The 26378-nt window shown below is 63.1% G+C and carries 28 protein-coding genes and 2 tRNA genes; 18 read left to right on the top strand and 12 right to left on the bottom strand.

Annotation, left to right across the window (positions count from 1 at the left end):
- Positions 1 to 18: 18 nt before the first annotated feature.
- Positions 19 to 348 (bottom strand): hypothetical protein, encoded by a 330-nt coding sequence (locus tag SARO_RS10850; RefSeq protein WP_011445803.1) that lies wholly within the window; start codon positions 346 to 348, stop codon positions 19 to 21.
- A 348-nt stretch (positions 349 to 696) separates the two neighbouring features.
- Between SARO_RS10850 and SARO_RS10845 the strand changes: the two genes are divergently transcribed.
- Together SARO_RS10845 and SARO_RS10840 are read left to right on the top strand one after the other, a co-directional pair.
- Positions 697 to 1158 carry a hypothetical protein gene (locus SARO_RS10845; protein WP_011445802.1) on the top strand — a complete coding sequence of 154 codons (462 nt, stop codon included), beginning with the start codon at positions 697 to 699 and terminating at the stop codon, positions 1156 to 1158.
- A gap of 47 nt (positions 1159 to 1205) precedes the next feature.
- Positions 1206 to 1451: an AlpA family transcriptional regulator gene (locus SARO_RS10840; protein ID WP_011445801.1), complete on the top strand. Its 246-nt coding sequence runs from the start codon at positions 1206 to 1208 to the stop codon at positions 1449 to 1451.
- An 84-nt stretch (positions 1452 to 1535) separates the two neighbouring features.
- Here SARO_RS10840 and SARO_RS10835 read toward each other — a convergent pair whose 3' ends face one another.
- The gene (locus SARO_RS10835; protein WP_011445800.1) at positions 1536 to 1949 is read right to left on the bottom strand and encodes a MerR family transcriptional regulator; all 414 of its coding nucleotides are present in this window, start codon (positions 1947 to 1949) and stop codon (positions 1536 to 1538) included.
- Between the two features lie 69 nt (positions 1950 to 2018).
- Between SARO_RS10835 and SARO_RS10830 the strand changes: the two genes are divergently transcribed.
- The 7 genes from SARO_RS10830 (at position 2019) to SARO_RS10800 (ending at position 9550) form a co-directional block, all read left to right on the top strand.
- Complete coding sequence (locus tag SARO_RS10830) at positions 2019 to 2645, top strand: cation transporter (protein ID WP_011445799.1); 627 nt, start codon at positions 2019 to 2021, stop codon at positions 2643 to 2645.
- Positions 2642 to 2992, top strand: coding sequence for a DUF3703 domain-containing protein (locus SARO_RS10825; protein ID WP_011445798.1), 351 nt, complete (start codon positions 2642 to 2644; stop codon positions 2990 to 2992). Before SARO_RS10830 ends, SARO_RS10825 begins: the two co-directional genes overlap by 4 nt.
- 44 nt (positions 2993 to 3036) lie before the next feature.
- Complete coding sequence (locus tag SARO_RS10820) at positions 3037 to 3378, top strand: hypothetical protein (RefSeq protein ID WP_041550298.1); 342 nt, start codon at positions 3037 to 3039, stop codon at positions 3376 to 3378.
- 63 nt (positions 3379 to 3441) lie between these two features.
- Positions 3442 to 3900 (top strand): hypothetical protein, encoded by a 459-nt coding sequence (locus SARO_RS10815; RefSeq protein ID WP_041550297.1) that lies wholly within the window; start codon positions 3442 to 3444, stop codon positions 3898 to 3900.
- A 1-nt stretch (position 3901) separates the two neighbouring features.
- The gene (locus SARO_RS10810; RefSeq protein ID WP_011445796.1) at positions 3902 to 5104 is read left to right on the top strand and encodes a TolC family protein; all 1203 of its coding nucleotides are present in this window, start codon (positions 3902 to 3904) and stop codon (positions 5102 to 5104) included.
- Between the two features lie 62 nt (positions 5105 to 5166).
- On the top strand, positions 5167 to 6297 hold the full coding sequence (locus SARO_RS10805) for an efflux RND transporter periplasmic adaptor subunit (protein WP_234007348.1): 1131 nt from the start codon (positions 5167 to 5169) through the stop codon (positions 6295 to 6297).
- A 1-nt stretch (position 6298) separates the two neighbouring features.
- On the top strand, positions 6299 to 9550 hold the full coding sequence (locus SARO_RS10800) for an efflux RND transporter permease subunit (protein WP_011445794.1): 3252 nt from the start codon (positions 6299 to 6301) through the stop codon (positions 9548 to 9550).
- A gap of 107 nt (positions 9551 to 9657) precedes the next feature.
- Here the strand turns inward: SARO_RS10800 and SARO_RS21490 are convergent, their stop codons facing one another.
- Positions 9658 to 10473: a hypothetical protein gene (locus tag SARO_RS21490; RefSeq protein WP_234007347.1), complete on the bottom strand. Its 816-nt coding sequence runs from the start codon at positions 10471 to 10473 to the stop codon at positions 9658 to 9660.
- Between SARO_RS21490 and SARO_RS10795 the strand changes: the two genes are divergently transcribed.
- Positions 10390 to 12114 (top strand): heavy metal translocating P-type ATPase, encoded by a 1725-nt coding sequence (locus SARO_RS10795; RefSeq protein ID WP_234007346.1) that lies wholly within the window; start codon positions 10390 to 10392, stop codon positions 12112 to 12114. The genes SARO_RS21490 and SARO_RS10795 overlap by 84 nt on opposite strands.
- Before the next feature lie 339 nt (positions 12115 to 12453).
- Here SARO_RS10795 and cueR read toward each other — a convergent pair whose 3' ends face one another.
- From cueR to copC, 5 genes are all read right to left on the bottom strand, one after another.
- Complete coding sequence (gene cueR / locus SARO_RS10790) at positions 12454 to 12843, bottom strand: Cu(I)-responsive transcriptional regulator (protein ID WP_011445792.1); 390 nt, start codon at positions 12841 to 12843, stop codon at positions 12454 to 12456.
- A complete protein-coding gene (locus tag SARO_RS10785; protein ID WP_011445791.1) occupies positions 12840 to 13043 on the bottom strand; it encodes a DUF2933 domain-containing protein in 204 nt (67 codons plus the stop codon). Before SARO_RS10785 ends, cueR begins: the two co-directional genes overlap by 4 nt.
- Positions 13040 to 15385, bottom strand: coding sequence for a heavy metal translocating P-type ATPase (locus SARO_RS10780; RefSeq protein ID WP_011445790.1), 2346 nt, complete (start codon positions 15383 to 15385; stop codon positions 13040 to 13042). Before SARO_RS10780 ends, SARO_RS10785 begins: the two co-directional genes overlap by 4 nt.
- A gap of 64 nt (positions 15386 to 15449) precedes the next feature.
- Positions 15450 to 16382: a copper homeostasis membrane protein CopD gene (copD, locus tag SARO_RS10775; protein ID WP_011445789.1), complete on the bottom strand. Its 933-nt coding sequence runs from the start codon at positions 16380 to 16382 to the stop codon at positions 15450 to 15452.
- 4 nt (positions 16383 to 16386) lie between these two features.
- Positions 16387 to 16770, bottom strand: coding sequence for a copper homeostasis periplasmic binding protein CopC (gene copC, locus SARO_RS10770; RefSeq protein ID WP_011445788.1), 384 nt, complete (start codon positions 16768 to 16770; stop codon positions 16387 to 16389).
- Between the two features lie 138 nt (positions 16771 to 16908).
- Between copC and SARO_RS10765 the strand changes: the two genes are divergently transcribed.
- From SARO_RS10765 to SARO_RS10735, 8 genes are all read left to right on the top strand, one after another.
- Positions 16909 to 17187, top strand: coding sequence for a hypothetical protein (locus SARO_RS10765; RefSeq protein WP_011445787.1), 279 nt, complete (start codon positions 16909 to 16911; stop codon positions 17185 to 17187).
- The gene (locus SARO_RS10760; protein ID WP_011445786.1) at positions 17184 to 17624 is read left to right on the top strand and encodes a Spy/CpxP family protein refolding chaperone; all 441 of its coding nucleotides are present in this window, start codon (positions 17184 to 17186) and stop codon (positions 17622 to 17624) included. Before SARO_RS10765 ends, SARO_RS10760 begins: the two co-directional genes overlap by 4 nt.
- Positions 17621 to 18190, top strand: a complete 570-nt coding sequence (locus SARO_RS10755; protein ID WP_041550296.1) for an RNA polymerase sigma factor — start codon at positions 17621 to 17623, stop codon at positions 18188 to 18190. The genes SARO_RS10760 and SARO_RS10755 overlap by 4 nt, the downstream gene beginning before the upstream one ends.
- Positions 18191 to 18251: 61 nt before the next feature.
- Positions 18252 to 20006, top strand: a complete 1755-nt coding sequence (locus tag SARO_RS10750) for a copper resistance system multicopper oxidase (RefSeq protein WP_011445784.1) — start codon at positions 18252 to 18254, stop codon at positions 20004 to 20006.
- On the top strand, positions 20003 to 21058 hold the full coding sequence (locus tag SARO_RS10745; protein ID WP_011445783.1) for a copper resistance protein B: 1056 nt from the start codon (positions 20003 to 20005) through the stop codon (positions 21056 to 21058). Before SARO_RS10750 ends, SARO_RS10745 begins: the two co-directional genes overlap by 4 nt.
- A 66-nt stretch (positions 21059 to 21124) precedes the next feature.
- Positions 21125 to 21481 carry a hypothetical protein gene (locus SARO_RS21040; protein WP_143004953.1) on the top strand — a complete coding sequence of 119 codons (357 nt, stop codon included), beginning with the start codon at positions 21125 to 21127 and terminating at the stop codon, positions 21479 to 21481.
- Complete coding sequence (locus SARO_RS10740; RefSeq protein ID WP_041550295.1) at positions 21478 to 21678, top strand: hypothetical protein; 201 nt, start codon at positions 21478 to 21480, stop codon at positions 21676 to 21678. Before SARO_RS21040 ends, SARO_RS10740 begins: the two co-directional genes overlap by 4 nt.
- Before the next feature lie 127 nt (positions 21679 to 21805).
- A complete protein-coding gene (locus SARO_RS10735; RefSeq protein WP_011445781.1) occupies positions 21806 to 22234 on the top strand; it encodes a DUF411 domain-containing protein in 429 nt (142 codons plus the stop codon).
- Positions 22235 to 22920: 686 nt separating this feature from the next.
- Here SARO_RS10735 and SARO_RS10730 read toward each other — a convergent pair.
- From SARO_RS10730 to mrdA, 4 genes are all read right to left on the bottom strand, one after another.
- Positions 22921 to 22996 (bottom strand) — tRNA-Lys (locus SARO_RS10730).
- 43 nt (positions 22997 to 23039) lie between these two features.
- A tRNA-Lys gene (locus SARO_RS10725) sits at positions 23040 to 23115 on the bottom strand.
- A 78-nt stretch (positions 23116 to 23193) separates the two neighbouring features.
- Positions 23194 to 24309 carry a rod shape-determining protein RodA gene (rodA, locus tag SARO_RS10720; protein WP_011445780.1) on the bottom strand — a complete coding sequence of 372 codons (1116 nt, stop codon included), beginning with the start codon at positions 24307 to 24309 and terminating at the stop codon, positions 23194 to 23196.
- On the bottom strand, positions 24309 to 26378 hold the full coding sequence (gene mrdA / locus SARO_RS10715) for a penicillin-binding protein 2 (protein ID WP_011445779.1): 2070 nt from the start codon (positions 26376 to 26378) through the stop codon (positions 24309 to 24311). Before mrdA ends, rodA begins: the two co-directional genes overlap by 1 nt.

Genomic DNA, 26378 nt, shown 5'->3' with positions numbered 1-26378 from the left:
CGCCTTCCCTTGCCGCGCTCAGATGACCGCGGTCACGACCGAGGTGACGATCGGAACACCCGTGCCGACACCGATGCCGACACCCACCGGAACGGCGACCTGGCCGAGCGAAAAACGCCCGGATGCCAGACCGATCAGGCCACCAGCGAGGCTGAGAACCGTGATGATCTTGCCGCCCGAGCCTTCCAGAAAGTCCGTGAACTTCGTTAGGGCAGGGGTGAAGGTCGTGTCAGCGCCGGCATAGGCGGCGCTCGCCGCAAGCGCCGCGATTGCGACCGGGATGGCAATGTTGAGGGTCTTGCCGAGACCCTTGACGCTGGCGCGCCTGGGGAGGGTGAGAGACTGCATGTGAAGCTCCGCTTGGAGGGGTGGTCACAGCGTTCTTGCGTTCGCTGTGTGTTCCACATGCATCTAGGAAATAGGTGTAGGAAAGATCGGGAGGTGCAAACGCCCGGAACGCGGACTGATGCGGACAGATCAAATCAGCACTGCCGGTGAATACGGCATCAAATAGCGGATTATGTGGACTGTTCTGGCGACGAAGTCCGTCATCTGCGTCGACGATCTCCGGCGACTCACCGTCTGGGAATGATTCGCCTACAAACGAGAAGTTCTGTATATGTTCTTTTCATTTTCCTACATGCGCGGGGGCAGGTTATGGCTGCGACTCATCCCAGCCAATGAGGAGAATCGGCCATGCACCCAACCCCATCAACGACCGGCCAGGCTAATCACAGCCTCGCACGCATCCTCGCTCACGCTGTTGAAGCGGCTGACAAACCGAAACACCAGATCGCCCGCGAGGTCGGCATGCACAGGGAGACATTGCTGCGGGTCATGCGCGGCGAACGGCCGATAGGGCTTGATGAAGCCGCTTGCATTCTCGTCGTTTGCGGGGCGTTCCCCCGCGCCAGCATGATCCTCGCCCTCGCCGGGCAAGAAGATTTGGCGTGCGAGTGGATGCGCAGCGAGATGGGCGAGTTTCTCGAGGAATTCTTCAGCGCCCTGCCGGGCCACCTTGATCGAACTCTGGGCCGTAGGGTCGCGGATTTGAGGCCACGCTGGGCGAATGGCACTTCGCAGCTCGTCGCGCGCATGCTGGCCAAACACATCGACGACTTTGCCAACCGCGACATAGCGATGTCGTTGCCAAGATGATCCGAAGCCTCGGAGGGGACCGAGATTTGCCAAGACAGGAATGACGAATGACCGCTGCCCCCTCGAACGAAGCCACCTCTCCGCACTCTAACGAGGCGGCGCCTCTGCCCGCCCGCCTTCTGCGCTTGCCAGATGTCATGGCTCGAGTGGGAATGAAGCGTTCCGCGATCTATCAGCGGATGAGCGAAGGCAGGTTTCCGAAATCGCGATCGCTTGGCCCTAAATGCGCTGTGTGGGTCGAAGCGGAAATCGAGGAATGGATCGAGCAGGTGGCTAATTCCACGCACAGCTAGTGCGGTTGGTTCGGTCACTGCGTCGCGATTTTCAGTGTCGAACCAATCAATCAGCTATCGCTGCTGCATCTCCGGTCGGATCGGTCATGCATGCTCTCCGTTGCAAATTCCGTGGTCGCCAAGCGCTTCTATCACACGACAATCGGCGGCGAGACCGCCCCGGCAGCGACCGATAATGCGAGATAGTTCGTCGCGCAGGGTAACGAGTTGGCCGATCTTCTCTTCGACCTGCGCTAGATGCCGAGTGGCGATCCGGTCGGCCTCGGAGCACTCGCGCTCGGGATGATCGGCCAGATCGAGCAGCGAGCGGACTTCCTCGATTGCGAAGCCGAGTTCGCGTGAATGCCTGACGAAAGCGAGCCGCGAGCGATGCGGTTCACCATATGAGCGGTAGTTGCCCGCTGTCCGCGCAGGTTTGGGAAGCAATCCGATCCGCTCGTAATAGCGGACGGTCTCGATGTTTGTGCCGGTCACCTTCGACAACTCGCCGATTTTCATTGCTTGACCCTGTAGTTGCTACAGGGTGTACGTAGCAAGCCGACTCGAAAATTGTCGAGGAGGAATTCGTTGGCCGACAGCTGCTGCGAAAACGCGTGCGGAAGCGCGAAGACGCTGAATGATCCGCATTGGCGACGTGCGCTGTGGATCGCTCTAGCAGTCAATGCAGGGATGTTCGGCGTCGATATGTTTGCAGGCTCGGCGGCCGATAGCCGCGCCCTTCAGGCTGATGCGCTCGATTTCCTGGGGGATGCAGCCAACTACGCCATCAGTCTGCTGGTCGCCGGAATGGCGGTCAGCTGGCGCGCGCGGGCCGCTCTCGCCAAAGGGCTGACCCTCGTGGCGTTTGGTGGCTGGGTACTGCTGACCGCAGTCATGGCAACCCTAGGTGGCGCATCACCAGAGCCAGCGACGATGGGAATCGTCGGGTTTCTGGCGCTCGTGACCAATGCGGGCGTCGCGTTGATGCTCTACCGCTTCCGCACCGGGGACGCGAACATGCGGTCAGTGTGGATCTGCTCGCGCAATGATGCGGTCGGTAATCTGGCTGTCATGGCCGCCGCGTTGGGTGTCTTTGGAACCGGCAGCGCGTGGCCTGACCTTATCGTGGCGGCAATTCTGGCATCACTCGGCATCAGCGGCGGTCTCCAGATCGTGCGCCATGCGATGCGCGAGATGCAGGAGGCAACCGCATGACGCGCGATCTCGCACAGGCGGTCGTGGCGGAGGAAATGACGGCCTTCGACCTGGCTCGCGCCGCTGGCGAGACCGCGAACGCGTGGCGGGCGCTTGAGCGCGCCCACATTGTCTCGCAGCCATTTCTCGCACTGCATCTCGCCAGCGATTGGGCAATGCTGCGTTATGCGCTTCAGGAGAATGACATCAAGGAAGCGTGGGGGCAGTGCCTGCGGCTTGCGCTTGCGCCGGTTGGAGCGATTTTCGGTCGCTTGCCGGTTGGAAATACCGGTCGTTCGAATGTGAGTGCCTTCCTGCCTATGCCAATTCCGCGCGATCTCCTTGCCAGAATGAACGGTAAACGATGACCATGTACTTGCCGATTTCAGCAAGGACTGGTAGCCGAAGTTCCATGCGGGGCCGCCTCATCTCTATGCTGCTGGTGTTTGTCATCTTGTTTGGCAGCTTTGTCGCGCCCGAGACTGCTCATGCCGAGAGTTTGCTGAGTGAGCATGGCATCGAAGTCCTCGACACGCATGATCATGCCGAAGGCGAAGATCAGGACGAGCAACAGCAAAAGGGCGCCACGCCCTGCCATGCCCTCGTTCATCACCATTGCGGTATCGCACTGGCGGCTGATCCAGACGCCGCTGCCTTGACGGTCTGGACCGGCAAGGCCGTTGTCATACCACTTGTCGTTCAGCCGATGCGCTCGATCGCGCTCGCTCCGCTCACCGAGCCACCGGCAGCCTGAGTTTCCAGCTTCGCGCGCCAGCAACGCTGACGCTGATTCTGGCATTCTCAGGATTCTGCCAACATGCGACTGTTCTATCTCGGCGCAATTGCGCCTGCGGCACTTATCGCCGCTACTCCCGCCGACGCGCGTCCCGTTCGCGTGGATGTTCCGGTCGAGATCGACCCAAATTCGTCCGTCTATGTTCTCTGGGTCAAGGTTCGTGCTGACGGTGAACGCACCCTTGTCAGCGGTTATGTTCGTCAAAAGCGATGGTTCGCAAGGCACAGGGGCGATCTCCACATTACGTTTCTGAGGGGTGGGCAGCAGGTCGCCTGTCAGGAAACGGAATGGGAGAAATATCGGTATCATTCACACGGGCAGTGGCGCTTTACCGCCTCGGCTGACGTTGCCGCTGCGACCCTTGATGCCATCCAGATCGCGCATGTAATCCATGACCGGGAGAGCGACCGCGCATCAAGCCCGGTGAATGCTTGTTCGAGCCTAGCCGCGCCCACCGAACTGAACTCCGGTGGTGCGTAGCATGAAGCTTCGATATTTGATCGCCACCGCCATTCTACTGGCCGGTTCACCCGCCTGGGCGGCCGAGGTCTCACTGACTGACGCGCTTTCCCAGGGCGCTCAGAATTCGCCGCGCGTGGCGCAGGCCCGCGCCCAGGCGCAGGCAGCCGAAGCGAGGGCTCGGCAAGCCGGCGCATCGCCCAACCCGGAGATCTCGCTCGAGGTCGAGAACTTCGCCGGCACCGGGCCCTATCGCGACACGCGCAGCGCCGAGACGACGCTGGCGCTCAGCCAGCGGATCGAACTGGGGGGCAAGCGCAGTGCGCGCATTGAGGTCGCCGGAGCCGAACGGGATTTCGCGCTCGTTGCGCTGAAACGCGCGGAAGCCGATCTCGCGCGCGACATTCGGATCGCCTTCGCCGAATTACGTGCGGCGGAGGATCGGGCGGTTCTTGCCCGCGACAATGTCCGGCAGGCGGAGGAACTGGCGCGCTCTGCCGGATTGTTCGTGGAGGTCGGACGCGATCCGCCTTTGCGCAAGCTGCGTGCCGACGCCCTGCTCGCAGACGCCAAGGCAGAACAGGCACGCACCTTCGGCGAATTGCTTGCCGCCCGCCGCCTGCTCGCGGACCTCATCGGCACCAGCGACCCGGAGCTCTCCGCAAACGTCGATGGCGATGACACGCGACCTGCGCTGCTGCCGCCCGAAACGCCATCGCTCGACGAGCAATTGGCGGCGGCGGAACGCGATGCGGCGCGGGCGCGCATTCGGGTGGCCAAGGCAGTTGGCGTCCCTGACGTCACTGCGAGTGGCGGCGTGCGGCGGATCAACGACGGGCGCGAAACCGCATTCGTGGCGGGCTTCTCGATCCCCCTGCCGATCCGGGACCGTAACCGCGGCAACATCGAGGCAGCGAGTGCGGACAGTCTGGCTGCAGAGGCTGCACTGTCGCAGACGCGGCTCGATGCTAGGCGCGCCCAGCATGACGCCCGAATGCTGCTCGGCGCGGCGGAAGAGCGGGTGGCGGCCTTGTCCGGCCCCGCTTTGACACAGGCCGAGGAAGCCTTGCGTCTGGCCCAGGTTGGGTACGCCGCCGGCAAGTTCAGCCTCATCGAACTCATCGACGCGCAGGCGGCGCTCACCGCCACGCGCAAATCCCTGATCGACGCGCGGCTCGACCGCGCCCGCGCGCTGGCCGCGCTGATCCGCGCCAACGCGCAGTGAAGGACTTACACATGGACTTGGAAACTGGAACGGATCCCAAACGTCTCCTGATCGGAGCGGCAGTGGCAACCCTTATCGTCGGCACTGCGGGTATCATGCTCGGCCGCACCGTGCTTGCCCCCTCTCCAGCCTCGACAGAGGCGGGGCCATCGGGCGAGGCGGAAGAAGAAGGCCACGTCGAAGGCCTGGTCGAGATGGACGCCAAGCGTGCTGCATCGGCAGGCATTGTTACCGAGACCGCGCAGGCTGGTTCCCTCGGTGCCGAAATCCTCGCACAGGGCGTCGTCGCCCCGACGCCGGATGGCGAAGCAATTCTCACTGCCCGCGCCGATGGCGCGGTCGTGCGGATCGCCAAGGGTCTCGGCGACGCGGTAGCTGCTGGCGAAACCATTGCCTGGCTGGAGAGCCGGGACGCAGCGGCGATTGCCGCTGAGCGGAGTTCCGCCGCAGCGCGTGTTGCGCTCGCCCGATCGACCTTCGAGCGCGAACGGCGACTCTATGAGGCTAAGGTTACCGCGCGGCAAGATTTCGAAGCCGCCCGCGCCGCGCTGGCTGAGGCGGAAGCCGAGATGCGACGCAGCCAGTCGGCGGCGAGCGCGTCGAAAGTGTCCGGCGATGGCCGGACCCTTGCCGTCACCAGTCTGATTGCGGGGCGGATCACCAAGTCGGATGCGCGGCTCGGCGCCTACGTTTCCGCCGGCACGGAGCTTTTCCGAGTCGCCGATCCTCGCCGAATCCAGATCAACGCCTCGGTGCTACCCGCCGATGCCCGCCGCGTCTCGCCTGGCGACCGCGCAGTCGTCGAGCTAGTCGGCGGGGAAACCGTCGGTGCCACAGTTCGCTCGGCAACGCCCAGCCTCGATCCGGAAAGCAAGGTCGCGACCCTCGTCCTCGTGCCGGACAGCGGCGCTCAACTCACTCCGGGCCAGGGGCTGCGTGTGCGGATCACCCCGCGTAATGCTGTTGCCACTTCAAGCATCGGCCTGCCGGACGAAGCGGTTCAGTCGGTCGAAGGGCGCGATGTCGTCTTTGTGAAGACCGCCAAGGGCTTCCAGGCCACGAACGTGACCGTGGGACAACGCAGCGCGGGCCGTGTCGAGATCGTTGCCGGTCTGAAGCCGGGCAGCGTGGTCGCGACGCGCGGCGCATTTCTTCTGAAGGCCGAACTCGGCAAGGGCGAGGCGGAGCATTGAGATGATCGAAAAACTTCTCGATGCGGCCATCCGCTTTCGCTGGGGAGTGATTGTCGTCACTCTCATCGTCGCGGCCTTCGGCGCCTTTCAGCTGCTCAAGCTGCCAATCGACGCCGTGCCCGACATCACCAACAAACAGGTCCAGATCAATACCGTCTCCCCGGCGCTGGGGCCGCTCGACATGGAGCGGCTCGTCACCTTCCCGGTCGAGACCGCCATGGCCGGTATTCCCGGCCTCGAAAGCACGCGCTCGATTTCGCGCAACGGCTTCAGCCAGGTGACCGTCGTCTTCGATGAGGGCATCGATCTCTACTTTGCGCGCCAGCAGGTCGCCGAGCGCCTGAACCAGGCGAAGGACAGCTTGCCCACGGGTGTCGAGCCGCAGATGGGGCCGATCACCACCGGTCTTGGCGAAGTGCTGATGTACACGGTCGATTTCGCCCGACCGGGATCGAAAGATGCTCCGAAAGTCGTTGGAAAGCCAGGCTTTCAGCCCGATGGCAGCTATCTCACGGTCGAGGGCGAACACCTGACCGACGATGTGGCCAGACTTGCCTATCTTCGCACGGTGCAGGACTGGATCATCCGGCCCCAGCTCAAGACCGTACAGGGCGTGGCCGGCATCGACAGCATCGGCGGCTATGAGAAGCAACTCGTCGTCGAGCCCGATGTCGCCAAGCTGGCGAGCTACGGGATCTCGTTCTCCGAACTCGCCGAGGCGCTCGAAAAGGCGAACATTTCCGTCGGGGCAAACTTTGTCGAGCGGGGAGGCGAAGCCTTTCTGGTTCGCGCCGATGGCCGGATACGCACGATCGACGAAATCGGGCGCGCGGCCGTGGCAACGCGCGGCGGGGTGCCGGTTGCGGTGCGCGATCTCGCGACCGTCAGGGTCGGAGGAGACCTGCGCACGGGCGCTGCCTCGATGAACGGCCGCGAGGTCGTCATCGGTACGGCGCTGATGATCGCGGGCGGCAACAGCCGCATCGTCGCCGATGCGGTTTCGGCAAGGCTCGAGGAAGTCGCCAAATCGCTGCCGCCCGGCATCGTCGTGAAGCCCGTTCTCAACCGTTCGACGCTGGTCAACGCCACCATTTCCACAGTCGAGAAGAACCTGGTTGAAGGCGCTCTCCTCGTCATCGCCGTGCTGTTCTGGCTGCTCGGCAATATCCGCGCCGCGATCATCGCCACTCTGGTCATCCCCTTGTCCTTCCTGATGATGGCGATGGGGATGAATGCGACCGGCACGTCCGGCAACCTGATGAGCCTGGGGGCGCTCGATTTCGGTCTCATCGTCGATGGTTCGATCATCATCATCGAGAACTGTTTGAGACGCCTCGCCGAACGTCAGCACGAGGAAGGCCGGCTGCTCTCGCTCAACGAGCGTTTGCATGAGGTCTTCGAAGCCTCTCGCGAGATGGTCCGGCCCACGATCTTCGGGCAGATGATCATCTTCCTGGTGTTCGCTCCGCTGCTCACCTTCACCGGAGTCGAGGGCAAGATGTTCTCGCCGATGGCGATCACGGTGATGCTGGCACTGGGCGGCGCCTTCATAGCCTCACTCACCTTCGTGCCGGCCATGGTGGCGCTGCTCATCCGGGGCAAGGTCGCCGAGAAGGAAGTCAAGGCGATTGCCTGGGCCAAAGAGCGGTACATTCCGCTCCTCGACAAGGCCGTCGCCCGGCCATGGCCCTGGATCGGCGCGAGCGTCGGCACCTTTGCGCTCGCGGCGCTGATTTTCCTCATGCTGGGCCGCGAGTTCATCCCGCAGCTCAACGAAGGCAATCTCGCCATGCAGGGGCTTCGCATCCCCTCGACCTCGCTGCGGCAGTCGAAAGCCCTGCAGATGGACATCGAGAAGGCAGTGTCCTCGATGCCCGAAGTCGCGTTCGTGTTCTCCAAGACGGGCACTGCCGAGGTCGCCACCGACCCGATGCCGCCCAATGCCTCGGACTCGTTCATCATCCTCAAGCCGAAGAGCGAATGGCCCGGAGGCGTCGATAGCAAGGAGGACGTGATCGAGCGGCTCGAACAGCGGCTCAAGCCGATGGTCGGCAGCGCCTTCGAGGTCAGCCAGCCAATCCAGCTACGCTTCAACGAGCTGATCGCCGGCGTGCGCGGCGACATCGCGATCAAACTCTACGGCGACGACCTGACCCGCATGGGCGGGGTCGCGCAGCAGGTCGCAAGCGTGCTGCGAACCGTGCCGGGCGCCGCAGACGTCAAGGTCGAGCAGACCGAGGGCTTCCCAACCCTCGATGTCCAGTTCGACCGCGATGCGATTGCCCGCTACGGCCTGTCGTTGCAGGATGTCACCGACACGGTTGCGGCGGCGCTTGGCGGTCGCGAAGCGGGCATCGTGTTCGAGGGCGACCGCCGGTTCGATATTGTCGTCCGGCTTCCCAATGCGATCCGCGACGACCTCGATGCCGTGGCGGCGCTGCCGGTAATGCTGCCCAACGATGGCGACCGCGCATCCATCCCCTTGGGAGCAGTGGCGCGCTTCACCTTCTCCGAAGGCTTGAACCAGGTCAGCCGTGACAACGGCAAACGCCGCGTGGTGGTGCAGGCCAACGTCCGGGGCAACGATCTCGGCAGCTTCATCGCCGAAGCGCAGTCGAAGGTCGCCGCTCAGGTCCAGATGCCGCCTGGCACCTTCATCGAGTGGGGCGGTCAGTTCGAGAACCTGCAGGCGGCCTCCCGGAGGCTGACGATCGTGATCCCGGTCGTCTTCGCGGCGATCTTCGGCATCCTGTTCCTGGCCTTGAAGGGGGCAAGGCCGGCCATCGCGGTCTATTCGGCAATCCCGCTCGGGCTTGCCGGCGGGGTCTTCGGCCTGCTTCTGGCGGGCTTGCCGTTCTCGGTGTCGGCCGCAGTCGGGTTCATCGTTCTGGCCGGTGTCGGCGTGCTCAACGGGCTCGTCGTCATGTCGGCGGTCAACCAGCGGATCGAGGCCGGACTGCCGGTCGATCGCGCGGTGACAGAAGGCGCGCTCGAGCGTTTTCGCGCGGTTCTGATGACCGGGATCGTCCCGGCAATCGGCTTCGTGCCGATGGCGTTGGCAACAGGACAAGGTGCGGAAGTTCAGAAGCCGCTGGCGATCGTCGTCATCGGCGGGCTCATCACCTCCACCATCCTGACGCTCTTCGTACTGCCCGCGATCAGCCACCTGCTGCTCAAGGGCCGGCACAAGCACCACATGGCTGGCGACTACAGCGACGTCGACAAGTTCGGCGGCGAGTTACCCGCAAAGTGAGGGCAGGGCGGCCAGTTACAGAGTGGGCAACTGGCCGCCCCGGAACCCAAGACGTCAGAACCGATCAGCAAAGGAACGACCGCGTGACTGACAAGGCCCAGTTCGACCTACCCATTCTTCTGCCCGATGTGCCGGATGCAGCCGATGCCTGCGTCGAGCGCCTCATCGCCCGCTTGACCCCGAGAATCGGAGTCGATGAAGTCCACGTTCTGCCGGCAGTGGACGAAGCGCCGGCAAAGCTCTGCATCCATTACGATCCCGATGCCCTGTCGCTCGCCACCATTCGAACCGAAGTCCACGCCGCCGGTGCTGAAATCGCGCAACAGTTCGGACACCTTCTCTGGCAAACGGACGGCGTACTTCATACGCGGCGAGCGCGAACCATTGAAGGGCGCCTTGGAAAGCTTCCCGGCGTCCTGGAGGCAGTTGTCAATCCGGCGGGTGCCGTGCGGGTCGAGTTCGAGCGCGCGAAGATCACCGAGAGCCAGATCGAGAGCGCACTGGCCGAGATGGGCGTGGCCGCCGCTGAGCCAGAGATGGCGCCTGCACGCGAGGTCGAAGAACTGGCTTCCGAGGCCCGTCCGCAAGAGCGCGCAATGCCGGAAGCCGAGCACGAACACGCGCACGAAGGACCACTCGGCGCGAACAGCGAACTTCTTTTCGTGCTGGTTTGCGGCGCCTTGCTCGGAGCCGGTTTTGCCATCGACAAGCTCTGGCAGGCAGCGCCTGCCTGGCTCTCGCTTGGATGCTATGTCGGTGCCTACGGTTTTGGCGGGTTCTTCACGCTTCGCGAGGCCATCGACAACCTTCGACTGAAGCGCTTCGAGATCGATACACTGATGCTGGTGGCTGCCGCAGGCGCTGCCGCGCTCGGCGCCTGGGCCGAAGGCGCGCTTCTCCTCTTCCTGTTCAGCCTTGGCCATGCGCTCGAACATTACGCCATGGGCCGGGCCAAGCGGGCCATCGAAGCGCTAGCAGACCTCGCGCCGCGAACAGCATTGGTACGGAGACCTGACGGAAGTACCGCTGAAGTCGGGGTCGAAGAACTCGCGGTTGGGGACGTCGTGATCGTCAAGCCGGACGAGCGGATCGCCGCCGACGGCTTTGTCATCAAGGGTGCCAGCGCGATCAACCAGGCGCCGGTGACCGGCGAAAGCATCCCGGTCGACAAGCGCGCGGTTACCGATCCCGCTCAGGCCCGCGCCAACCCCGATCGGCTAGATGCCGCGTCCCGCGTCTTTGCCGGCACGATCAACGGCAGCGGGGCGATCGAGATCGAGGTGACCCGGCTCGCGAGCGAGACGACGCTCGCCAAGGTCGTCCGCATGGTCAACGAAGCCGAGACGCAGAAGTCGCCGACCCAACGCTTCACGGATCGCTTTGAACGGGTCTTTGTTCCGGCGGTTCTCGGCCTGGCGACGCTCCTTCTCTTTGCTTGGGTGGTGGTCGACGAACCTTTCCGCAACAGCTTCTATCGCGCCATGGCGGTGCTGGTGGCCGCCAGTCCCTGCGCCCTTGCGATTGCCACGCCGAGCGCCGTCCTTTCCGGTGTCGCGCGAGCGGCGCGCGGTGGCGTTCTGATCAAGGGCGGCGCCCCCCTCGAACTGCTGGGCTCACTGGATGCCATCGCCTTCGATAAGACCGGCACCCTGACGAGCGGCGAGCCGCGCATTCGCCAAATCATCCCTGTGCCGGGCGTGGCCAAAGAAGAATTGATGGCGATCGCCGTCGCGGTCGAAAGCCTGAGCGACCATCCGTTGGCACAGGCGATTGCCCGGGACGGGAAAGCGCATATCGGAACCTACACTGATCCACCCGCTACCGATCTCAACAGCCTGACGGGTCGTGGGGTCTCTGCGACAGTCGAAGGTCAGCGGATCCTCATTGGCAAGGCGGAAATGTTCGGTGCCGATGGTGTCGAGCCGCTGTCGCAGCCAATGGCAGACGCCATCGAACAACTTCGTCAAACGGGCCATACGACAATGGTCGTTCGGCGCGGCGACCAGGATCTTGGCGCCATCGGCTTGATGGATACGCCACGCGAAGCAGCACGGACAACGATCGAGCGTCTCCATGCCATGGGGATACGCCGCATGATCATGATCTCGGGTGACAACCAGCGCGTCGCCGATGCGATCGCGAAACAAGTCGGGCTTGACGAAGCCTGGGGTGACCTGATGCCGGAGGACAAGGTTGACGCGATCAGGAAGCTTCGCGCGGAAGCGCAGGTCGCCATGCTCGGTGATGGCGTCAACGATGCCCCGGCGATGGCCAGCGCCACCGTTGGTATTGCCATGGGAGCCGCCGGATCGGACGTCGCTCTCGAAACTGCCGATGTTGCCCTAATGGCGGACGACCTTGCCCATTTGCCATTTGCCGTGGGCCTTAGCCGACAGACCCGATCCATCATTCGACAGAATGTTTTCGTCAGCCTCGGAGTGGTTGCGCTCCTGGTGCCAGCAACGATTTTTGGCCTCGGCATTGGCCCTGCGGTTGCGATGCACGAAGGCTCTACCTTGGTTGTCGTGTTCAATGCCTTGCGGCTTCTCGCATACCGGGAATGAGCGACTCGCCGTGCATCTGAGTTTCCCAAATTCGGACTTTCGTGCCGGTTGGCCATGCCACCTCAGCGCCCAATCTGGAGGCGATCGGCTTGAGGTTTGCCTTTGAGGGCGGTTCGCATCCCAAGATGCCGCATTTTCACGCTGCTACCTAGAGAGCTACCTAGCAGAACGACAAGCCTTTGAGCCGAGAAAGACTCCAGCCGTATCCATTTGATTTTATGTAGGAATTTGGTGGACGCACTAGGGCTCGAACCTAGGACCCGCTGATTAAGAGCAATCTTTCCGTCCGGATGTGTTCGCGAGCGACCGCATCGATGTGCAGGTGTCCAGAGGATCTGGTCAACTCACTGCGATCCCATCGAGGATCGGACAATCGGGTCTGCTGTCGCCGCTGCACCCTTCGGCCAGTTCCAGCAAGGCGCGACGCATGGCTTCAAGTGCTGCCGCTTTGCGGCCAAGGTCATCGGCATGTGCCAGGGCAACGGCCTTCACTTCACTGCTCGTCCGCTCGCGGTTGTCCCATAGGCCGAGGAGAGTGGTGATTTCCTCAAGCGAGAAGCCAAGGCCGCGGGCGTTAGCAATGAAGCGCAGGCGCTCGATCGATTGCGGTGAATAGTCCCTGTAGCCATTGTCGCGTCGGTCAGGGGGCGGCATCAGACCTACGCGCTCATAGTGCCGGATCATCCGCTCCGACACGCCAGTGGTCTTCGATGCCTGTCCGATGTTCATGGCTGCTGTTCGCCGAACTTGGGGTGGCGTCCTTGGTGGTGGCCGCCATGGAAGAAGTGCAGCAGCGGACAGGTGAACAGGAATGCGTAAGGGATCAGCCCGAAGAAGTGCTGCCGGTGTTCCGGATAGAGCAGGAAAGCGGCGATCAGCGCGACCGATGCCGCGGCCAGCAGCCACGCGCGCTTGCTGGAAAGGTTCATAGCGCAATCCTCCTGAGACGCAGCGAATTGCCGATGACGCTGACCGAGGAAAGCGCCATCGCCGCCGCTGCGATGATCGGTGAAAGCATGATGCCGAACAGCGGGTAGAGCGCGCCTGCAGCCACCGGGATACCAGCGACGTTGTAGGCAAAGGCGAAGAACAGGTTCTGCCGGATGTTGGTCATGGTTGCATGACTGAGGTGCCGGGCACGCGTTATCCCCGTCAAATCGCCCTTGAGCAGTGTGATGCCTGCGCTTTCAATCGCCACGTCCGTTCCCGAACCCATGGCGATGCCGACATCGGCGGCAGCGAGGGCTGGGGCATCGTTCACACCGTCGCCCGCCATCGCTACGATCCGTCCCTCGTCTCTCAGGCGCTTGACGATAGCGCTCTTCTGGTCGGGAAGGACATCTGCCTCGACGTCGGCGATACCGAGGCGTCGTGCGATGGCCTCAGCGGTGACGCGATTGTCGCCCGTCAGCATGATGACATGGATCCCCACCTCGGCCAGAGCCTTGAGCGCGGCAGGCGTTGTCGCTTTTACCGGATCGGCAATGCCGATAGAACCCGCCACCTGGCCATCAATGCCGAGGAAGATCGCGGTCGCACCTTCGGCACGCAGGGCATCAGCACGTTGCGCCAGTTGGGCGGTGGAGATCCCCTGTTCCTCAAGAAAGCGGGCATTTCCAGCAACAAGTCGATATCCATCGACGATGCCGGTGATACCCTTGCCGACTGGCTGATCGACGTCGCCCGGTTCGCTTATTGCGAGCCCCTTGGCTTCTGCATCCCTCACAATAGCCAGGGCCAGCGGATGTTCGCTGCTGCGTTCAAGGCTCGCGGCAAGGCGCAGAACTTCTTGGCTGTCGAACCCTTCAGCCGTCTCGATCGCAACCACCGCGGGCTTGCCCTCGGTGAGCGTGCCGGTCTTGTCGACGACAAGCGTATCGACCTTCTCCATGCGTTCGAGCGCCTCTGCATTCTTGATGAGGATACCGGCCTGCGCACCGCGTCCAACCCCCACCATGATCGACATCGGAGTGGCCAAGCCGAGCGCGCAGGGACAGGCGATGATCAGCACAGCTACTGCCGCAATCAGACCGTAACCCATCGCCGGGGACGGACCGACCAGCGACCAGGCGGCGAATGCGACTGCTGCGACCGCAATCACTGCCGGCACGAACCAGCCCGACACGGTGTCGGCAAGCCGTTGAATCGGCGCCCGGCTGCGCTGGGCTTCTGCGACCATCTGGACGATGCGCGCCAGCATGGTATCGCGCCCGATCTTCTCGGCGCGCATCACGAGGCCGCCGGTCTGGTTTATCGTGCCACCGATCAGCTTCGACGATGCCTCCTTGGTCACCGGCATGGATTCGCCGGTTACCATCGATTCATCGACCGTTCCGCGGCCCTCCAGGACCACGCCATCAACCGGAACTTTCTCGCCAGGACGAACGCGTAGCGTGTCGCCGACCAGAACCTGGTCGAGTGTGATCTCCTCGTCACTACTATCGGGACGAACCCGGCGGGCGAGCTTGGGCGAAAGGTCGAGCAATGCGCGGATCGCACCGCTGGTTGTTTCCCGGGCACGCAGTTCAAGCAGTTGGCCAAGCAAGACCAGCACGGTAATGACCGCCGCCGCCTCGAAATAGACCGCGACTGAGCCGTCCATTGCGCGAAACGCGGGCGGGAACATACTGGGCGCGAGCGTCGCCGCCATGCTGTACATCCAGGCAACGCCCGTTCCCATCGCAATCAGGGTGAACATGTTGAGGTGGCCGCTTTTCACCGAGGCCCAGCCGCGTTCGAAAAATGGCCAGCCTGCCCACAGGACCACCGGCGTCGCCAGAACCATCTGGATCAGGCTGGCGATGTTTCCATCCAAATAATGGCGCAGTCCGGTCAGATGCCCGCCCATTTCGAGCGCTACCACCGGCAAGGCGAGGATCAGGCCGATCACGAAGCGCCGCTTCATGTCGGCATATTCCGGTGACGGTCCATCGCTGAGCGTCGGGGCCATCGGTTCCAGGGCCATGCCGCAGATCGGGCAGCTTCCCGGCCCGGACTGCTGAACCTCGGGATGCATCGGGCAGGTCCAGATCGCGCCTTCTGCCACATATTCTGTTGGCCGCGGTGCATCGCTCATATAGCGCGCTGGATCGGTCTTGAACTTGGCCAGACAGCCAGCGCTGCAGAAGTAGTGATGGGCGCCGTCATGGGTCGCGACATGCGGCGTGGTTGCCGGGTCAACGCTCATTCCGCAGACGGGGTCAATCACCGTTCCTGGAGCCTTCGATCCGAAATGGGTGCATTTCGCAAGGTCGTGATGCGACTCGGTCATACTTCGTACTCCTCTTGTCGCAACTCGCATCAACCTTGACATCATGTCAGGGTCAAGAGGTAATTCACCCGTACGCCATGATCGGTTCCAGCGTACCCAGCCAGGCCACCACGGCGAGGATCGTAAGCACTGTGGACGTCTCCAGAATCAGGCTTTGCCGAAGACTACGTAACGCGGGGACCGGATTGCCGTTGGCGATGGCTGCACCAAGGGCGGGTGTCAGCCGCCAGCGGTTGACACCCGCCAGCATCAGCATTGCAGCAAACAGGGCGAGCTTGATAAGCAGGAGTTGGCCGTAGCGCGAAGCGAACAAGGCGTACGGATGCGGCAAGCCCATTAGGCTCAGGCTGTTGATGATGCCCGTGAGAACGATCAACCCGACCGCAAGCGTCCCAACCCGCGAGAATTGTTCAAGCGCCCGATGCGCGATCCTGATCTGCGCATCGGATTGCTGCGCCAATGGCTGAAAAAGCAGCCAGGCGAACGCTGCAATTCCGCCGATCCATACAGCCGCCGCCAGCATGTGGACGATGTCGCTCAGCCGGTGGAGCGTTCCAGTCCACCCTTCGGTTGCACCGGCATGGCCAGTCCAAACCAGCGTGGCGATGGCAAGCACAGCCGAGGCAAGCAGACAGTATCTTGCTAGGTGTGGGGTTCGGCCAAGCCCCAGGGCGGCAAGCAGGGCAATTGCAACTGCCACCATGCGCACAACCCAGGCGCTGCCGATGGCGCTCTGTGTAACGATTTCCCTGAAGGCCGAGCCATCTACTGCCCAGAGGCTTGTCCCGGTCATGGCTGCGACAAGTGCGATCATGCCGCCGCCGGACAGCAGCAGTCCGAGCAGCGAAAGGAGGAGGGCGGGTTTGGCCAGCGGCAGCAAGACAGTGCCTCGCTCCTCGGGTTTCAGCGCGTAAAGCGAGAAGGCCGTCACACCTGCCAGCACCATTAGGTCGGCGTAAAGCGCGAACCGGATGGCGATGACAGGCAGGTTGTCCATGTCTTCAGCGTACGGTGAAGCTGAAGTTGCCGCCCATGCGATGCGTGTCGGCTCCGGCCGCGCTCCAGGTCACGCGGTAAGTGCCGGCGGCGAGAGGCCGACGGAGCAGCAAAGTCATCGATTTCCGGTCATTGCCAAGCCGGGCGGTGAAACCCGTGATCGGCATCGGCGCATGGTTTGCCATACCCGGCATTCCCGTCATTGCGATCTCGGCCCGTGCCGTTGCGCCGATCACGGCCTCATTGAAGCGCAGTTCGACCTTCGTAGGTGCTACGACCGTTGCATTGGCGGTCGGGGTCGAGGACACAAGCTGCGTATGCGCGCTGGCAACCTGCGGGACGATGAGACCCAGAGCGGCGGCGGCGAGGGCAAGGCTGGTCAAACGCATCAGGAATCTCCTTGGAAACGGCTATCAGGTTGAAATACGCGGCCCGGAACAGCATCCCTCAAATTGGCCGGGTTCAATTTTTCTGAGGGATCGGGGATATGGCTGCGTATAGGATCACAAGACCTCGGGAGACCCACCATGTCCGACCTTGATCAGGCGCTCCGCTGCCTGGCCACACTTCCGGCCCCTTCGGAGCTGGCGACTATCGACGACGCAGTGCTTGCCGGACTGGCTGCGAGCCGCCGTGAGGCTGCGGCCGGGTCGCGGCTGATGGGTTTTGCCGCAGCCCTGGCGCTGGTGGTCGGCGTAGCGGGTGGTGGACTGGCGGGCGGCGAACCCGCCACAGCTCAGCCAATCTCACCCTTTGCGCCCGACAATCCCCTCGCACCTTCGACCTTGCTGGATGTCCACCCGTGAATTGGACCAGGCGGCTGATCCTGATCGCGTTTGTCGCATTCGCGGCGGCGCTGGGCGGAACTTATGCTGGCCGCGTCCTGTTCGCACCGGAAAGGCAGAGCGAGACCGAACTCCATGCGCTGCTGCACAGCGAGCTTGAACTCGATGCCGCACAGGAAGCAAAGATCGAAGCAATCGAGCAGCGTTTTGCCACCCGCCGCAAGGCGCTTGAGCTCGAGATGCGGGCGGCCAATGCCCACCTGGCCGAAGCGATGGAAGTGGAACATGGTTATGGTCCGGAAGTCACGGCCGCGATCGATCATACTCACAAGGTGATGGGTGAGATGCAAAAGGAGACGCTTGAGCATCTCTTTGCCATGCGCGCCGTCCTGAGGCCTGATCAGGCGGTCAAATTCGACAGGACTGTGACCAGAGCCCTGACCCCAGAAGTACGGTGAGCCTTTCGCTGTCAGAGGGGAGCGACGGCGAATTGGCCGCACTGGCGCTCGCTGGTCGGCAAGACGCCTATCGCGAACTGCTGGCGCGCCACCGTGAATCTGTATTTCGTCTGGTACGGGCATCCGTCGGCGATCCGCACGAGGCACTCGACATTACCCAGGAGACCTTCATCGCCGCGTTCTCGGCGCTTGGACGCTACGATCATGAGCGACCGTTCCTGGCCTGGCTTAAGCACATCGCGCTCAACAAGTGCCGGGACTGGGCAAGAAGGAGAAAGGTGCGTGCCTTCTTCACGCGCGCAATGCCGCTCGAGATGGCTTTCGATGTTTCGGACGATGCCATTTCCGCCGACGTACAAGCGGTGGACCGGGCCGAGCTGGCGCGCGTGACCGCGGCCATATCGCGCTTGCCATCCCGTCTGCGCGATGCCTTGGTCCTCCGCACGATCGATGGGCTCGGCCAGGCTGAAGCCGCAGAGGTGCTGGGTGTCAGCGAAAAAACGGTTGAGACCCGGCTCTACCGGGCGAGGGGAAAATTAAAAGCGATGCTTGGCGACCAGATCTGAGGGGTAAGGAAAGCGGCTGCGTAGAGAACTATGAAGCCGTCAATCGTACCGGACACCATTCATGTATTCTTTTGCGCTTAATCGCCGTACCCTCATTCGTTCGGCTGCCCTGGGGGGCGGGGGCCTCGCGCTTTCGGCAGTGCTCCCAGCCTGGGCGCGCAGCGGAACCTCTGGTCTTGGAGTCCCGATGGCCGAGGTGTCCGGGGAGCAAATCGCACTATCCATCGGTCATGCCTCGCTCCGTGTCGGCGGGCGTGACGGGCATGCCATCGGCATCAACGGTGCGACACCTGGCCCGGTTATCCGGTTAAAAGAGGGTCAGAAGGTTCGCCTCGCAGTGAACAACACGCTGAAGGAAGAAACCTCGATCCATTGGCACGGGCTGCTCGTGCCCTTCCAGATGGACGGCGTGCCGGGGGTGAGCTTTCCCGGGATCAAGGCCGGCCAGACTTTCGTCTATGAATTCCCCGTCCGGCAGTCCGGGACCTACTGGTATCACAGCCACTCGGGCATGCAGGAGGCGATGGGCATGTATGGCGCGATTGTGATCGATCCCGCAGCACCCGATCCAATTGCCTATGACCGCGAACACGTGATCATGCTCGCCGACTGGAGCTTCATGCACCCACACACGCAGCTGCGGAAGCTGAAGGCGCAGCCCGGCTACTTCAACCTGCAAAAGCAGACCCTCTCGGGACTACTTGCGGGAAAGGACCAGTCGGCCTCCGAACGGCGCATGTGGGCCGGGATGCGGATGGACCCGACCGACATTTCCGATGTCACCGGCGCCACTTATCATTTCATGGTCAACGGGCATGACAGCGCCGCGAACTGGACTGGACTGTTCGCACCCGGAGAGCGTGTGCGCCTGCGCATCATCAATGCTGCCGCCATGACCAACTTCAATGTCCGGATTCCGGGCCTTGCGATGACCGTGGTTGCCGCCGACGGGCAGAACGTGCAGCCAGTCGAGACCGACGAGTTCCAGATCGGCATCGCCGAGACCTATGACGTGATTGTCGTGCCCAGAGCCGACGAGGCCTATGGCTTCATCGCCGAAGCCATCGACCGCTCCGGTCAGGTGCGCGCCACGCTCGCCCCGCGCCTCGGCATGGTCGCGCCGATCCCGGCGATCCGCGAACGCCCGCTGCTGTCCATGCAAGACATGGGCATGGGCGATATGGCGGCACCCGGTGCCGATGCGAGTGCAACTGATCACGCAGCCATGGGCCACGCCATGCCCGGGATGGATCACGGCTCGATGAAGATGCGCGATCCCGCGGTCGCGCCGCAGGTCAAAATGGGACCAGGCGTTGCGACGCTTTCGCCAATGCCCATGGACCGCACGGGCGAACGTCCGACCGGCCTTGAGAAGGTCGATCACCGGGTGCTGACTTATCGTGACCTCAAAGCGCTGCCCCCCAATGCAGACAAGCGCACGCCGTCGCGAGAGATCGATATCCATCTGACCGCCAACATGGAGCGCTACATGTGGTCCTTCGATGGCGTAAAGTTCAGCGAGAACACCGAGCCGATCGCGTTCCGCCACATGGAGCGGGTGCGCGTCAATCTCATCAATGACACCATGATGCCCCATCCGATTCACCTGCACGGTCATTTCTTCGAACTGGTCACAGGTAATCCGGGTCATCATCCGCTGAAGCACACGGTCAATGTCTTGCCCGGTGGCAAGGTTTCGTTCGACCTGACGGCCGATGAACTCGGCGACTGGGCATTTCACTGTCACATGCTGCTGCACATGATGTCGGGGATGTTCCGGGTCGTGACCGTGCGCCATGAGGAGGACGCGGCATGAAGGCGACCCTTCTCATCAGCGCTGCTGTCTTGCTGGCAACGCCCGGCTTTGCGGGGGCTCAATCCACCATGCCAGGCATGGAAATGAAGGATGCGCCCGGCACAGTTGCTCGAGCCGAGGCCCCGCCGGCTGCAATGGACCATTCCGGCCATAGTCAGCCCGAAGCTGCAGTTCCCGCGCCTGTCGCAGTCGATCCCCATGCCGGACACGCTGCCGAGCCTAAGCCAGCCGGTCCGCCACGGCCTGAAGCCATCGATCACTCCGGCCATGATATGAATGCCATGGCGGGCATGTCCGAGGGTGATCCGGCTATCGGAACTGCTCCCGCCCCTGCGCCGCCAGGCGACCATGCCGCGGATACCGTGTTCGATCCCGCTGAGATGGCGCGCGCACGCGAAGCCCTACGGCGAGAGAATGGAGCCTTCAGCGGGTCGATGGTACTCTTCGATCTCGCCGAATTCCAGGCGCGCAAGGGCAGGGACGGTTATCGTTGGGCAGGCGAGGCCTGGTTCGGCGGTGACGTCGATCGCCTCCTGATCAAAACAGAGGGCGAGGGCGCATTCGGCGAGCCGATCGAGGATCTGGAAATCCAGGCACTCTATTCACGTGCCATCTCGCCGTTCTGGAATGCCCATGTCGGCTTGCGGCACGATATAGTGCCCAATCCCTCGCGGACTTATGCCGTGCTCGGGGTAGAGGGGATCGCGCCTTACTGGTTCCATTTGACGGGGCAGATGTTCCTCTCCGACAAGGGGGACATCCGGGCTCGCCTTGAGGGAAGCTACGATGAGCGGATCACCCAGCGCCTTATCTTCCAGCCTCGAGCGGAACTTAATTTCTCCGCTCAGGACATGCCCGTGATCGGGGTCGGATCAGGACTCACCGACTTCGAACTGGGTGCGCGCTTGCGCTATGAGATCCGACGCGAGCTCGCGCCCTATGTTGGCGTGGAATGGAGCCGGAAGGCGGGTGACACCGCGCGTTTGTCACGGCTCGCAGGAGAAGATCCAGATGCGGTCAGTTTTGTCGCTGGCGTCAGGGTCTGGTTCTGATTCTGATGGCAATGCACAATGACTTTGGCTGGACCGACGGGTCGCAACGGAGCAGGACTTGATCCTATGAAATCGGTCGTCGCTTTCATTGTTGCGCTAGCATTGGCGTTCGGCGCAGGACCGCTTTGCGCCGCCCCGGCAGCGGCTTCGATGCAGACCGCTAACATGGAATGCGGCGACATGCCGGGAAGCGGCGACCGCTCACATCATCATGGCGCACCGGACGTGGCGCGGGTCTGTCATGCGTGCCTCTTTGCTGCGCCTGCCATCGGCACCAATCTGAATGCCATACGATGGGATTGGATCGGCCCGGAGATCCGGGCGCCCCAAAGCCTGTCCGGATTGACGCCCGAGCCACCGACACCGCCCCCGCGCCAGCCGGTTTCCCGATCCGTTTCAATCTTATCTGGAGAATACACATGAAATCCAAGTATCTGCTGGGCGCCCTCGCGCTCTCGCTTTCTACTGCCGCGTTTGCAGCCGAGCCTGCACCGACGCCAGAAAAGCCGTGCTGTTGCTGCAAGAAGGACGAGCACGGCCAGATGGCCTGCTGCAAGGAGCATGGCGAGCAGGCTGGTGAGCATGCTGGTCACGACATGAGCGGCATGGATCACAAGTAAGCAATGGTGCGCGGAGGGTATTCAGCCACCCTCCGCGCATTGCCATGTGACTACCGGCAAAAGCGGATTTTGGCTGTAGTTGACGCCGTTGCGGTTCAGCGGCCACCCGCGGATGAGGAGATTACACATGCGAAAGCTGGTTCTGGCACTGGCGTTGTTTTCGACCCCCGCGCTCGCGGCAGGCGACATCCTGATGCATCGCGATCCGGGATGTGGGTGCTGCGAACAATGGGCGGCCCGGGTTCGCCAGGCCTTCGGCAGAAATGTGCGGATCGTCGATGACGCGAACCGTGCTGCCTTCCAGCGGCAGGTGGGTCTTCCTGCAAACCTGGCGTCATGCCACACTGCGATTGTCGACGGAATCGCCTTCGAGGGACACGTTCCGATTGTCGACATGCGCCGCGTGCTGGCGAACCGCCCGAAAGGTGTTCGCGGGCTTGCGGTCGCAGGCATGCCGATCGGTTCGCCAGGCATGGAGGTGCCGGGCGTTCGCGCGCAGCGGTATAACGTCATTGCATTCGGGGCCGCGCGCACCAGCGTATACGCACAGCATTAGTCGTCGCATTAGATGCCAGCGTCTTTATCTCTGCTCCCGCGAAACCCGGAGCACATCCGGGCAAATCGAATGAGCGCGGGGCAAGATGCTTCCGCGAGTTGTGTTACGTTTGGAGCGGGGGCTTTTTCGCCTTGATCGCGATGAAGGCCGCGCCTGCATTCGTCCTTCGCCAAGCCAGCCCGCTTCACGGCGATCTGTGATCTGGCCGAGGAGGCTGCAGCGCCAGCGCCTGGAGGCGTCACCGAGCGAATTGCCGTGCTCCTTCGCGGCCATAGTAAGCCCCGCAGGATTGCTATCACCCGGCGTCAGAACACCAGAACCTTGTCCGCCTGCAGCGTGCTATAGGCTAGCTCATCCATCGAGCTGCGCCTTGCCATCGAGCAGGACGGGCAGATAATGATCATCGCATCCGGAATTGGCATTTGGTCACCTCTGCCGCTGAGATGGGACCGCCGAACTCAAATATAAGTCGCAGGGCTGACGACTTTGAGAGTGCCGATTCGTGCCAGCCTTGGAAAGTGAGCTTGAGCTGGGCCGCAAAGCAACCCGCGGAACGGCCATTTTGCAGCTTTCGCTCACAAAATCAGTTTCAAGGAGCCTGCTACCTAGAGAGCTACCTAGCGCAATTCCGCCACGCGGCAGGTCTCTGCTGTCGCGCTGTAAGCATATGCTTTATAAGGAGAAAGTGGTGGACGCACTAGGGCTCGAACCTAGGACCCGCTGATTAAGAGTCAGCTGCTCTACCAACTGAGCTATGCGTCCGTGCCCTTGCGGGTGCCGCTTTGGTGGCGGCCGGGGAAGCGGATGGTGGACGCACTAGGGCTCGAACCTAGGACCCGCTGATTAAGAGTCAGCTGCTCTACCAACTGAGCTATGCGTCCATGCCATCAGGCATTCCCGTTCGGGAGCCGCCCCAATAGCGATTTTATACGCCCTGCCAAGCCCCAATTTTGCGTTTTTCAGGACAGGCTTCGCGGACCCGACCGGCTCCACCGTTCTACGGCCATGATCGTGCCGATGCAGATCATGTTCGTCATCATCGAGGAACCGCCGTGGCTCATCCACGGAAGCGGAATGCCGACCACCGGGGCAAGGCCCATGACCATCATCAGGTTGATGCACATGTAGAAGAAGATCGTCATCGTCATGCCCGCGGCCAGCAGGCGCGAGAAGCGATCCGGCGCGTTCGTCGCTACCTTCAGTCCCCAGCGGAAGATCAGGCCGAACACGATCAGCACGAACAGGCCGCCCAGCATGCCCCATTCCTCTGCCATCGTCGCGAAGACGAAGTCGGTGTGGGCTTCGGGCAGGTAGTTGAGGTGGCTCTGCGACCCGTTGCCGAATCCCTTGCCGAAGAACCCGCCCGAACCGATCGCGATCTTCGACTGCGTGATGTGGTAGCCAGAGCCCAGCGGATCGTTCTCGGGATCGAGGAACACCAGCACGCGCTTGCGCTGGTAGTCGTGCAGAAGCGTGAAGAACGCGAGCGGCGCAATGATAAGGCCCGCTGCGCCCGCGCCCAGGAACCAGCGCAGCGGCAATCCCGCCAGGAACATGACAACGACCGCGCCGAACGAGATGGCAAGGCCGGTGCCCAGATCCGGCTGGAGCATGACCAGCCCCGCCGGAATGCCCAGCAGAATCCCCGCCGGCACAAGCGCGCGCCAGCTTTGTGTCTCGCCGATGGGCAGGATCGAATAGAACCACGCCAGCACCAGCACGATGCCCGGCTTCATCAGTTCCGAGGGTTGCAGCGTCATGAACCCGAGATTGAGCCAGCGCTGGCTGCCACCGCCGATGCCGCCGATCAGCTCCACCAGCACCAGCAGCAGGCACAGTGTGGCATAGACCGGGATCGCCATGCGCTTGAACAGGTCCTGCGGCAGCCGCGCGATGACCGCCGCCATCACCAGGAAGATGACGAAGCGCACGAGGTGCGACAGCGACCAGGTGGTGAACCGCCCTCCCGCCGCCGAATCCAGCACCGCCGCGCCGAAGCTGACCAGCGCCGTCAGCGGCAGCAGCACGCTCCACGGCTGGCGCGCGATCGCGGCGGGGACATAGGCGCGCGGCATCATTGCCCTCCCGCTGGAGTGGGCGACGGCGCCGGAGTGGGCACCTGCACCTGCGGCGGCGCTTCCGGTTCCGGAGCGGGCGCTGCGGCGTCGGTCTGGACGGATGCAGGGTCCTGGTCCGGCTTGCGGCCTTCCTCGACCCGCTCGGTCAGGTCCTCGTCATCGGGTGCGGGCTTTGCTGCCGTGCCGCCGTACTTCGCCGCATAGACATCGTAGCGCGCGGACATGCGCTGCTGCACGTTGCCGCCCCACTGTTTCTCGAACTCTTCCAGCACCGCCATCGCCTTGTCCGGCGCGAAGATGTAGGTCATCACGTCGCGCGCGATGGGATAGGCCGCGCTGGAGCCGCCGCCGTGTTCGATGACGACGGCGCATGCGAACTTCGGTTTGTCGAACGGGGCGAAGCAGATGAAGTGGCCGTGGTCGCGGTACTTCCATGCGCCGCTCTTGCCGTTGGCGATGTTGAGCCCGACGACCTGCGCCGTCCCGGTCTTGCCTGCAAGCAGCACGTTATCGACCGGAATGCGCGCCCGGCCGGCGGTGCCGCGCCCGTTGACCACTTCGCTCATCGCCGCATGGATATAGTCGAGGTGTTGCTGCGAAAAGCCCATCGGCTTGACCGGCGGCGCGTTCCTGTCGAGCAGCAGCCGAGGCATGACCTCGCGTCCCGATGCGATGCGCGACGCCATGACCGCCTGCTGCAATGGATTGACCAGCATGTAGCCCTGGCCGATGGTCGCGTTGACGGTATCGTAAAGCGCCCATTCCTTCTTGTATTTCCGCATCTTCCACGCGGGATCGGGCACCGTGCCATAAGACTGGCCGGGGTAGGGCATCGGAAACTCCTGCCCCAGCCCGAGCCGCCGCGCCATCGCCGCGATCTTGTCCATGCCGATCTGTTGCGCGAAGTGATAGAAGTAGACGTCGCACGACTGGTAGATGCCCTTGGCCATGTCCACCGTCCCGTGCCCGCGTCGTTGCCAGCAGTGGAACACGCGGTTGCCCACACGCAGGCCACCGTTGCACTGCACCGTCGCATTGGGATCGAGCCCCGCCTCGAGGAACGAAAGCGCGACCATCGGCTTTACCGTCGAGCCCGGCGGATAGAGCCCGCGCAGGATCTTGTTGCGCAAGGGAACGTGGTCGTCCTCGGACAGCATCTTCCATTCGACGCGGCCAATGCCGTCGGAAAAGCTGTTGGGATCGAAACTCGGCATCGAAGCCATGGCGAGAATGTCGCCCGTCTCGCAGTCCATCACCACGACCGAGCCGGATTCCAGCCCGATGCGCCGCGCGGCGTAGTCCTGCAAGCCGGCGTTGATGGTGAGCTGGATCGGCTTGCCCGGCACGTCCTCGCGCGTGCCCAGGTCGCGCACGATGCGGCCCGATGCCGTCGCTTCCACACGCCGCGCGCCCGGAACGCCGCGCAGGCGCGTCTCGAAGTGCTTTTCCAGACCGTCCTTGCCGATCTTGAAGCCGGGCGTGATCAGTAGCGGGTTGCGCTCCTTCTCGTAGTCCTCGGCAGAGGCCGCGCCGACGTAGCCGACGAGGTGGCCGACCGCCGCGCCCGTGGGATAGAACCGCGAGTAGCCGCGCTGAGGGATCACGCCGGGCAGTTCGGGCAGGCGTACGCTGACTGCGGCGAACTTGTCCCAGTCCAGGCTCGAGGCGACTTCCACCGGCTGGAACCCGCGCGCCTTGTCAAGCTTGTCGCGGATGTCGCGCACGCGGTCCGGCGGGAGGTCGAGCAGCCCGGCGAGGGTCTGCATAGTCTTGTCCGGATCTTCGATGCGGTCGGGGATGAGGTCGACGCGGAAGTCCGCGCGATTGGCGGCCAGCGCCTTGCCGAAGCGGTCGATCACCCAGCCGCGGCGGGGCGGGATGAGCGTGAGGTTGACGCGGTTGCTTTCGGACGCGGCCTGGTACTTCTCGTTCTGAGCGACCGCGAGATAACCGAGCCGGGTCGCCAGCAGCAGGCCCACGCCGCCCTGCATCGCGCCCAGCACGAAGGCGCGCCGCTCGAAACGATTGGTGAGGATCGCCGACGTGACCGGCAGCCGAGCCTTCAT

This window comes from Novosphingobium aromaticivorans DSM 12444 (assembly GCF_000013325.1).
In the GTDB taxonomy this organism is placed as follows: Bacteria; Pseudomonadota; Alphaproteobacteria; order Sphingomonadales; family Sphingomonadaceae; genus Novosphingobium; species Novosphingobium aromaticivorans.
The sequence above is the reverse complement of the archived record's forward strand: the minus strand, read 5'-3'. Positions and strand labels throughout refer to the sequence as shown.